This is a genomic window from Pseudomonas sp. p21 (genome assembly GCF_001642705.1).
Classification (GTDB): domain Bacteria; phylum Pseudomonadota; class Gammaproteobacteria; order Pseudomonadales; family Pseudomonadaceae; genus Aquipseudomonas.
Window position 1 is genome coordinate 469030 of the sequence record NZ_LWBV01000004.1, and the last position, 9658, is coordinate 478687.

The 9658-nt window shown below is 66.7% G+C and carries 3 protein-coding genes; all 3 read right to left on the bottom strand.

Annotation, left to right across the window (positions count from 1 at the left end; genetic code table 11):
- Positions 1 to 94: 94 nt before the first annotated feature.
- Genes recD through recC form a run of 3 tightly spaced genes read right to left on the bottom strand, consistent with a single transcriptional unit; the run spans position 95 to position 9323 of the window.
- Positions 95 to 2170 (bottom strand): exodeoxyribonuclease V subunit alpha, encoded by a 2076-nt coding sequence (gene recD / locus A4C63_RS15615; protein ID WP_063913437.1) that lies wholly within the window; start codon positions 2168 to 2170, stop codon positions 95 to 97.
- Positions 2167 to 5844, bottom strand: a complete 3678-nt coding sequence (gene recB, locus A4C63_RS15620) for an exodeoxyribonuclease V subunit beta (protein ID WP_063913438.1) — start codon at positions 5842 to 5844, stop codon at positions 2167 to 2169. Before recB ends, recD begins: the two co-directional genes overlap by 4 nt.
- A complete protein-coding gene (gene recC / locus A4C63_RS15625) occupies positions 5841 to 9323 on the bottom strand; it encodes an exodeoxyribonuclease V subunit gamma (protein WP_063913439.1) in 3483 nt (1160 codons plus the stop codon). Before recC ends, recB begins: the two co-directional genes overlap by 4 nt.
- Positions 9324 to 9658 lie beyond the last annotated feature (335 nt).

Here is a 9658-nt window from a genome sequence, read left to right on the forward strand (position 1 = left end):
GCGAAGCAGGCACCACGGTGGTTGGCACGGGCTGCGCCCGTGTTCGCGGGCGCGCCCGCTCCCACAGGGGATCTCCTTTTGGCTCACTACAGGGCTAAACCTGCTCCAGCATCAACCCGGAAATACGCCGCACCTTGCGCGCAACCGCTTCTTCGAAAATGCCCTGGCGAGGCTCGACCAGGCTAAAGCAGTGCTTGGCGCGGGTGATGCCGGTGTATACCAGCTCCTTGGTCAGCACCGGGTTGAGCGCATCCGGCAGTACCAGCGCGGTGTGGCTGAACTCCGAGCCCTGGGACTTGTGCACGGTCATGGCGAATACCGTTTCCACTTCGTTCAGCCGGCTGGGCAAGACGAAGCGCACGCCGCCACTGCCGTCGTTACGTGGGAAGGCCACGCGCAGCAGGGGCTCGCCGCGCTCATCGGGCAGGCGCAGGGCGATGCCGATGTCACCGTTCATCAGGCCCAGGCCGTAGTCGTTGCGGGTCACCAGCACCGGGCGCCCTTCGTACCAGGGCTGCTGGCTGTCGATCAGCCCCGCATTGTGCAACACCCGCGCCACCCGCTCGTTGAGGCCCTCGACACCCCAGGCGCCCCGGCGTACCGCGCACAACAGCTGGAAGTCCTCGAAGCTGTGCAGCACCTTGCCCGCCCATTGCTCCCACGCGGGATCGTCAATGGCGGTATCGAGTGCCGGGCGGAAGCGGCCAAGGGTGCGCAGGTAGCTGCGGTAACCCTGCGGGCCGTCGCTGCCGCGGTTGAGGCCGTCGAGCACCAGGCGGTCGAAGGCGCGGTCCTGTTCGTGCTTCAGGGCCAGGCTGTGCACATCGGACGGCGGCGCGGCCAGCAGGTTGCGCGCCGCGTGGGAGTCCTGACGATTGACCAGCCGGGCCAGTTGGCCAATGCCGCTACCTTCGCCGAAACGCCGCGAGAAGCGCAGCATCACTACCTGCTGGGCCAGGGGGTTGCGTTGCTCATCGCCGGCCTTGAGGCCACTGCCCGCCAGTGACTCGCCACCGATCTGCTCCAGCCATGCCTCGGTCGCCGGCGAGTAACAGCCCTCCTCGGCATCCCGGCACAGGTCGCCCAGTACCGCACCGGCCTCGACCGAGGCCAGCTGGTCCTTGTCGCCCAGCAGCACCAGGCGTGCCCGTGGCGGCAGGGCATCGAGCAGGTTGGCCATCATTTCCAGGTCGATCATCGACGCTTCATCGACCACCAGCACGTCCAACGGCAGTGGGTTGCCGGCATGGTGGCGGAAGTGCCGCGAACCGGGGCGGCTGCCGAGCAAGCGGTGCACGGTACTGACCTCGGTCGGGATTTGCCCGCGCACCTCGGCGCTGACCTGCAGGCGCTCGACCTGCTGGCCAATGGATTCGGTCAGGCGCGCGGCCGCCTTGCCGGTCGGCGCGGCCAGGCGAATGCGCAGCGGCCTGCCCTGCTCCACCGCCGGCGCCTGCAGCAAGGCCAAAAGGCGCACCACGGTAGTGGTCTTACCCGTGCCGGGGCCGCCGGTGATGATGCTGAAGCCGGCGCGGGTGGCCAGGGCGCAGGCGAGCTTCTGCCAGTCCACCTGGCCAGCCGGCGCACCACCGTCGAACAGCTGCGCCAGGCGGCCAGGCAGGTCGGCTGGAGGCGCTTCGGCCTGGGTCAGGCGCTGGCGCAGGGTATGATCGATGCGCCGCTCGTAACTCCAGTAACGGCGCAGGTACAGGCGCTCACCGCTAAGCACCAGAGGCCGCGCCTGCTGGCCAGGGGTATCGCCGGCGGCCACCAGCGGGCTGGCAGCAATGCGCTGGCGCCAGGCGTGCAGATCGAGGTTGGCCAGCAATTGCGAGGGCAGCAGCAAGGGGCCGGTCAAGGCGTCGCCTTCGGGCGGCAACGACAGGGCGAAATCGGGCTCGGCCAGGGTTTGCTGCAGGTCGAGGCAGACATGGCCGTGGCCCAGTTGGTGGCTGGCCAGGGCGGCGGCCAGCAACAACAGGGGGTCGCTACCGGGGACCCGCTCTTCCAGGAACGATACGAACGCACGGTCCAGGGCACGCAGCCAGCCCCGCTCTACCCAGCGGTCGAGCAGTTGCAGCAGGTCGCCGCTGTCATGCTGTGGCGCCAGTGCGAGCAGGTGCTCGGCGTGCAGCGGAGTGGGCAACAGGTCGACAAGGCTTCGGCTCATATCACGGCTCCGGCAAACAGGTCCTGCTGTGCGGGCGGGTGTTCGCCACGGAACAGCGCATCGAGGCTTTCGATCAGCTCACGCGGTGGCTTGGCGTGGTAAACGCCGTGGCCGCTACTGCTGGCGCCTCGCAGGAAGATGAACAGGGCGCCGCCGACATGGCGGTCGTAGTCGTAGTCCGGCAGGCGGGCGCGCAACTGGCGGTGCAGGGCCAGCAGGTACAGCACGTACTGCAGGTCGTAGCGATGTTCGAGAATGGCCTTTTCCATGGCCAGGGCATCGTAGGCCTGGATGTCCGGGCCCAGCCAGTTGGACTTGTAGTCGGTCACGTAGTAACGCCCGTCCAGCTCGAAGGCCAGGTCGATGAAACCTTTGAACATGCCATTGAGCACGGTCGGCTGTGCCGCCGGGCGTGCCAGGCCAGGGTGAGTGTGGCGTGCCACCAGGCGGTCGAGTCGTTCGGCATCGACCTGGTGGCTGGCGAACCAGAACTCCATTTCTATCTGGTAGTGGCGCAACTGCCCGAGCGTCACGCTGAGGTCGTTGCCCGGCAGCGGCAGCGCTTCGCCCAGCAGGCGCTGCAGCCAGTGGGTCAGGGTGGGAATCCAGCCGGTCCAGTCACGACGGTTGCAGCGCTGGCCAACGGTTCGCTCGATCAGTTGCGCATTGCCACTGACCTGGCTGAAGCCCTCGCGGCCAACCCATTCCAGCAAGCCATGCAGGAAGGTGCCGGGGTTAGGCCCGCGCGGGAAGCGGTGGATATCGCCACTGTCGGCGGGGACCTCGCGCAGCATCTGGGTATCGACCACTTCATCATCCAGTAACTGCTGGGCCTGGGAGCTGTCGGCACCGAGGGTCTGGTCGCCGACGCGCAGGGCACTGTACGAGGCGATCCACCAATGCTCGGCCCCCGCCGCACGGCACGGCTTGCGGGCAGGCAGCAACTCGCTTTCGGCGTGCGGCATGCGATACACCTGTTCATCCGCCTGCGGCAAGGCCGGGCAGCTGATGTGCGGGCACGTCGCGGCCAAGGCCTGCAACCAGTCCGCCAGTTGCTGCGAGCCCGGCAAGGCGAGGCCGCCACCCAGCAGGTAGCCGAACGCCGAGCGGTGCAGTTGCGAGCTCTTCTGGTTGCCACGCTTGAGGTCGGCGACACCCAGCCAGCAGGCATGTTGGGCACGGGTCAGGGCCACGTAGAGCAGGCGCAGGTCTTCGGCCAGGCGCTCGTCGTCAGCGCGGTCGATCTGTTCCTGGTCCGGTGTGAGGGTGAGATGGGCGTTGCCCTGGCTATCATGCCAGGCCAGCGGCAGGCGGCTGCCGTCCACTGGTTTGCTGGTGCAGATGAACGGCAGGTAAACCAAGGGGTATTCCAGGCCCTTGGACTTGTGGATGGTCACCACTTTCACCAGTTGCTCGTCACTCTCCAGGCGCAGGATCTGCTCTTCACCGGCCTGGCCGGAACTGGCCAGGTGCTCGGCCAGGTGGCGGATCAGCGCCTGTTCGCCGTCCAGCTCGCCTGCGGCCTGTTGCAGCAACTCGGCCAGGTGCAGCAGGTTGGTCAGCACCCGCTCGCCGTCGCTGCGGCGGATCAGCGTGCGCGGCAGCTGGAAGTCATGCAGCAGGTGCCGCAGCATTGGCAGCACGCCCTGGCGCTGCCAGGTGTCGCGGTAACGGCGAAAACGCATGACCCAGTCTTCCCAGACCCGCTCGTCCTGGTTCAGGCGGTCCAGCGCAGCCAGCGACAGATCGAGGGTGAGGCTGGCCAGGGCGGCCTTGAGCAGGCGCTCCGAGTCGGGCTCGGCGCAGGCCTTGAGCCAGGCCAGCAGGTCGTGGGCTTCCTGGGCGGCGAATACCGAGTCCTTGTCGGAGAGGTAAACGCTACGCACCTCGCGCGCGGCCAGCTCGGCGCGGACCATTTGCGCCTCATGGCCATCGCGCACCAGGATGGCGATGTCCGATGGCAGGCACGGGCGCAGTTCGCCCTCTGCATTCTGGAAACCAGCCGTGCCCTGCTGGCCACCATTGAGCAAGGCGACGATATGGCTGGCGCAACTGGCTGCCAGTTGCTGGCGGTAAACGCTGCCGGAGACCGGCTCTTCGCTCGGCAGATGCCAGCATTGCAGCGCTGCGCAGGTTTCACCGTCGATCAACAGCTGCTCGCCACGGCCTTTGGCGCGGACCTCGATGAACGGCAGCGGGTTGTCATCGGCCTCGCGGAACAGGAATGCACCGCGCCCTGCCTGACGCGCTTCGGCCTGCAGGAACACCTGATTGACCGCCGCGACCATGGCCTTGCTGGAGCGGTAGTTGGTGTCCAGGCTGTGCAGCCGACCACTAGTGGCACGGCGGGCGGCAAGGTAGGTGTAGATGTCGGCGCCACGGAAGGCATAGATCGCCTGCTTGGGGTCGCCAATCATGAACAGGCCGGTTTCGGCGCGGTTTTCGCTGATCTGGTAGATGCGCTCGAAGATGCCGTACTGCACCGGGTCGGTGTCCTGGAACTCGTCGATCAACGCCACCGGGAACTGTTCGCGGATCAGGCTGACCAGGCGCTCGCCGGCCTCGCTGGCCAGGGCGTGCTGCAGGCGCAGGAGCATGTCGTCGAAGCCCATTTCCGCACGCCGGCGCTTCTCCACTTCGAAGCGTGCCGATACCCAGTTGGCGGCATGCTCGAGCAATGGGGCATCCGGGCTGTCCAGGGCCTGCAACTGTTGCTGCAAGCTCTGCATGGCGTTGAGGGCCGGGTGCTCGGGTGGCTCGCCCTTCCAGGCTTCGGCCATGCCCGCCGGGGTCAGGCGGGTGAAGCCGGTGCCCAGGTCGAGTTCCACCACTTGTTCGTCTGCGGCCCAGGCGCAGAGCTTGTCGAACCAAGGTTCGAAGTAACGGGCCTGCATCTTGCGGCCGTCGACCTGTTTGGCGGCCAGCGCATCACGGCAGATCTGCCGCAATTCCTCGGCCCACTGCGCCCAGGGCGCCTTGAGCCGAGCCAACTGCTCGCCACGCTGCTGCAGCGATGCCTGGATCAGCGCCGCCGGCTCTGGCCCGTCCTGCTGGGCGCGCACGCGACCGAACAGCGGGCGGATCCGCGGCAGCAAGGCATCGGGGCTACCCCAGTGGCCACGCACCCAGGCCAGCGCATCGCCTTGCATGCCGTAGCAGAAGCGCCGCCAGTAGTCGCGCATGACCTGGCCCAGCAGCTCGCTGTGGTCGGTTTCCAGGGTCTGGGTGAACAGGCTGCCGCTGTCGAAGGCATGTTCGCGCAGCATGCGCTGGCACCAGCCGTGAATGGTCGACACCGCAGCCTCGTCCATCCACTGCACGGCGATTTCCAGGCGGCCGGCACAGCGTGGCCAGGCTTCTTCCGGGTAGTCGTCACGCAGTTGGTGCAGCAGCGGGTCGGCCGCCTCCAGCTCGCCACGGAAGAACCGCGCAGCTTCGGCCAGGCGCGCACGGATACGTTCACGCAATTCTTTGGTGGCGGCGTCGGTGAAGGTCACCACGAGGATTTGCGGTGGTAGCAGCTCGCGGTCGAAGCCCTGCTCGCCACCGTGACCGAGGATAAGGCGCAGGTACAGTGCCGAAATGGTGAAGGTCTTGCCCGTGCCGGCGCTGGCCTCGATCAGCTGGCTGCCATGCAGGGGGAAACTCAGTGCCAAGGGACGGTCCTGGGTCATGCGCCTTTCTCCGGGTTGCTCAGGGTTTGCCACGGGGCGTTGAACAATGGGCGGTACAAGGCTTCGCACCAGCCTTCGAAGGTTTCATCAGCGGTGAGCGCGGCAAAGTCGCGGAACTGGCGGGCCAGGGCGATGCTTTCACTTCGCTCGCCGAAGCTGGTGCGCTCGTCACCTTCGTAGGCGCGGGCTGCAGCAGCCAGGGCTTTGTCGCTATCGTCCTGGGCCAGCCAGGCGAACGCGGTCTTGGCCGCGACCGGCAACGGCGCATTCATCGCCGCCTGGCGGGCCACCAGCAGGTCGCCCAGCAGTTGCGCCGCCTGCGCTTGCGGCAGCGGCGCAAGCAGCAGGGTCAGGTCGCTGGCCACCAGCGCGCTGTTATAGGGGTAACCCGCTGCGCAGGCCGCCAGGTGCGTGACCCAGGGCGCGATCAGGCGGTGCCACTTGAGGGCGTTACGCCCGGCGCTGATGGTGTTGGGTACGGTGGTGATGCTGAGCAGGCTCTGGTCATCCGCCTGGAACACCCGGCCCAGCCAGCCTTCAAGACGGTGCGGGCCGTGCTCGAAATGCACCGGCAATGCGCCTTCGACCAGCTGTGGCCAGCGTTGCAATAGCTGACGGTGGCGTTGCAGCAGGTCTGGCAGGGGCTCGATCAGCTCGCGCTGCAGCAGTTCGCCGAAACCGGCCAGTGGCAGCATGCCGCAGGCCTGCAAGCGCCGAGCCTGGGCCTGCAGAGCCTGTTCGGCATTGTCCGGCTCGGCCAGCGCTGCACCGAGCAGGCTTTCACTGGCGCCGTAGCGTTGCAGGGTGTCGAGGACGAAGGGTTCCTCGTCCGGGGTCGGTGCTTCCAGCGCTTCGAAGTACACCTTCAGACGCTGGCTGAAGAAGTGCCGCACCGGGTGGCGCAGGAAGTCATTCAGCTGGGTCAGGCTCAAGGCCTCATCGTCATGGTAAGGCGGCAGGCCTGGGTCGCCCTGCTCGTCTTCCTGGCCCTGCTGGTGCAGCACCTGCCATTCGTGGGCAAAGCTGAACAGCGGGCTGCCCTTCTGGAAGTAGCGTGGGCTGAATGGTTGCAGCGGGTGCTCCTGGGTCAGTGCGTGCAGCAGGTGCTCACCCGGTTGTGCTGGCTGCCCCTGCTCCGCGCCTGCCAGCTGCCAGCCGGCCGCCAGGTGATCGCGCAACTGGCCGATCAGCACCGAGGCCGGGCGTTCGCTGTTGTCGCGGATACTGCGCCCGACCCAGCTGACATACAGCTGGTCGCGTGCCGACAGCAGCGCTTCGAGCAGCAGGTAGCGGTCATCCTCACGGCGCGAGCGGTCACCGGGGCGGTAGTCGCTGGCCATCAGGTCGAAGTCCAGCGGCTGTTGGGCGCGGGGGTAATCGCCATCGTTCATGCCCAGCAGGCAGACCACCCGGAACGGGATGGCGCGCATCGGCATGAGGGTGCAGAAGTTCACCGAGCCGGCGAGGAAACGCTGGGACAACTTGCCCTGGTCAAGGCCCGACAGCCAGGCTTCACGCACTACGGTCAGCGGCAATGGGTCTTGCAGGCCGACGGCCTCGCACACTTCAAGCCAGCTATCGCGCAGATCCTGCAACTGCATCAGCAGGAACTCGTCGCGCTCGCCCTCGGCCAGGAAAAAAACCTGCAGCAAGGCATGCAGGCGCTCGCCCCACTGGCTGACAGTGGCAGGCTCGGACAAGGCCTGGCTGGCCACGTCGAGGGCGTCGAGCAAGGCGACCAGCGGGCCGATCAGTGCCGCATCCAGGCCACCGATTTCATCGTAGGGTTCGATGCCATCACAGGCCTCGCCCACGCCTACGGCATAACCCAGCAGCATGCGCCGCAGCCCGAACCGCCAGCTGTTCTGCTCAAGCCCTGCGGGCAAGCCCAGGCTGGCCCGCTGCTCGGCATTGAGGCCCCAGCGGATGCCGGCCCCCTCGATCCAGCGGTGCAGCGTGGGCAGGTCGTTTTCACGAATGCCGAAACGGGCCCGGACTGCCGGTACGTCCAGCAGGTCGAGCACTTCGCTGACCGCAAAGCGGCTGTCCGGCAGCTTGAGCAGGTGTTCGAGGGCAATCAGCAAGGGTTCGCGGCCACGCTGGCCCTGGTCGGTCAGGGTGAACGGGATGTAGCGCAGGTCGTTGCGCGGCAACTGGCCGAACACGGCGCGGATATGCGGCGCGTAGGTGTCGATGGCCGGCAGCATGACGATCACGTCACGTGGGCGCAGGGTAGGGTCGGCGCTGAACCGGGCCAGCAGCTGATCGTGAAGGATCTCCACTTCGCGTTGCGGGCTATGGGCGATGTGGAAGCGGATCGAGCGGTCCTTCGCCGGGTCAACTGGATGCCACCGCTCGCGGGTTTCGGCGAGCGGACGCAGTTCGAGGATATCGTCCTGCAGCTGGTTGAGCAGCGTGGTGGGCGAGCCGTCACTGAACAGGTCGATGCGGCCATCGCTGAACACGCCCTGGTAACTGCCAGGGTCGTCGTAGCTATCGAGCAGGTTGATGTAGTCGCGGCCTTGCTTGCCCCAGGCGGCCAGCAAGGGATGGGCATGCTGGTGCAGCGACTGGTCGTCCAGCTGCACGGGCATGCCCTGCTTGCGTTGCTGGCGCTTGTACTGGTGACGCAGCAGGTCCTTGTCGGCAACGATATCGGCCCAGTGGTGGCGACAGGGGTTGTGCACGCACAGCAGCACCTGGCTGAAGCGTGCCAGACCGGCCAGTGCCTCGAGGGCCTGGGCTGGCAGCGAGGAGATGCCGAATACGATCACCCGGGCCGGCAGACCGGCAGGTGCCTGTTCCAGGCTGTTGATCCGTTCGATGAAGCGCTGATGGACCCCGGCGCGGCTCTGCGCCATGCCCTGCTCGCCCACATCCTCCAGCAATGCACGCCATAGCTCGGCCTGCCAGCGGTTGCCCGGGGGCAGCGCCTTGCGCTCGCCGCGGGCGGTGTTGAGGATGTGCTCGCCAGCGGCCCAATCCTTGAGCCAGTCAGCGCGGTAGACCTGATATTGGTCGAACAGGTCGGCCAGGCGCTCGGCGAGCTGGTAGCGCTTGCGCAGGTCGCTGTCGTCGGTGAGGAAGCGCCGCAGCGGCTCGAAATGCGGGCGTTCGATCAAGGCCGGGAGCAGGCGCATCAGGCGCCAGGTCAGCGGTGCCTTGTCGAGCAGGGAGACTTCGGGAATTTCGTCACGGCCCAGCACGCTGCGGTACAGCTGCCACATGAAGCTGCCCGGCAGTTGCACGTCGATGGCGGCGGCGATGCCGCAGCCGCCCTGGTCATCGTCCTGCGGGTCTTCGGCAAGGGCCAGCTTGAGCCATTGGGCGATGCCATTGCTTTGCACCAGGGCGATTTCGTTTTCCAGCGGCGCCAAGGGATAGCGACGCATCCAGCTCACCACCAGGCTGCGCAGGTCGTCGAGGCGGTTGCCGTGGACGATCATGAAGCCGGGGTGGAGGTGGGTGGTGTTGGGCATCGGGAGGTCTCTGGCAGGCGCTGGTGGCTGAGGGGGAACGATATCACGCGGATGCCTGAAAGGGCCGAGTGCCATCATGCTGACGCGATCGGTGTGGGAGTTGTGGGAGCGGGCGAGCCCGCGAAACAGGCGACGCGGTGGATGGCACCGGCTTTGCCGGTGTTCGCGGGTGAACCCGCTCCCACAGGGGGCGCGTATGCCCGGGAGTTTTTGCGCCACAAAGACAAAACCACTACCTGAATGCGCAGATAGGGGTTTTGCGAAATGAATCTTGACGATGACCTACTCTCACATGGGGAAACCCCACACTACCATCGGCGATGCATCGTTTCACT

Bases quoted from the DNA above. Each gene is read 5' to 3' on its own strand.
- recD (WP_063913437.1), bottom strand. From the start codon at position 2,170: ATGAGCCGAAGCCTTGTCGACCTGTTGCCCACTCCGCTGCACGCCGAG.
- recB (WP_063913438.1), bottom strand. From the start codon at position 5,844: ATGACCCAGGACCGTCCCTTGGCACTGAGTTTCCCCCTGCATGGCAGC.
- recC (WP_063913439.1), bottom strand. From the start codon at position 9,323: ATGCCCAACACCACCCACCTCCACCCCGGCTTCATGATCGTCCACGGC.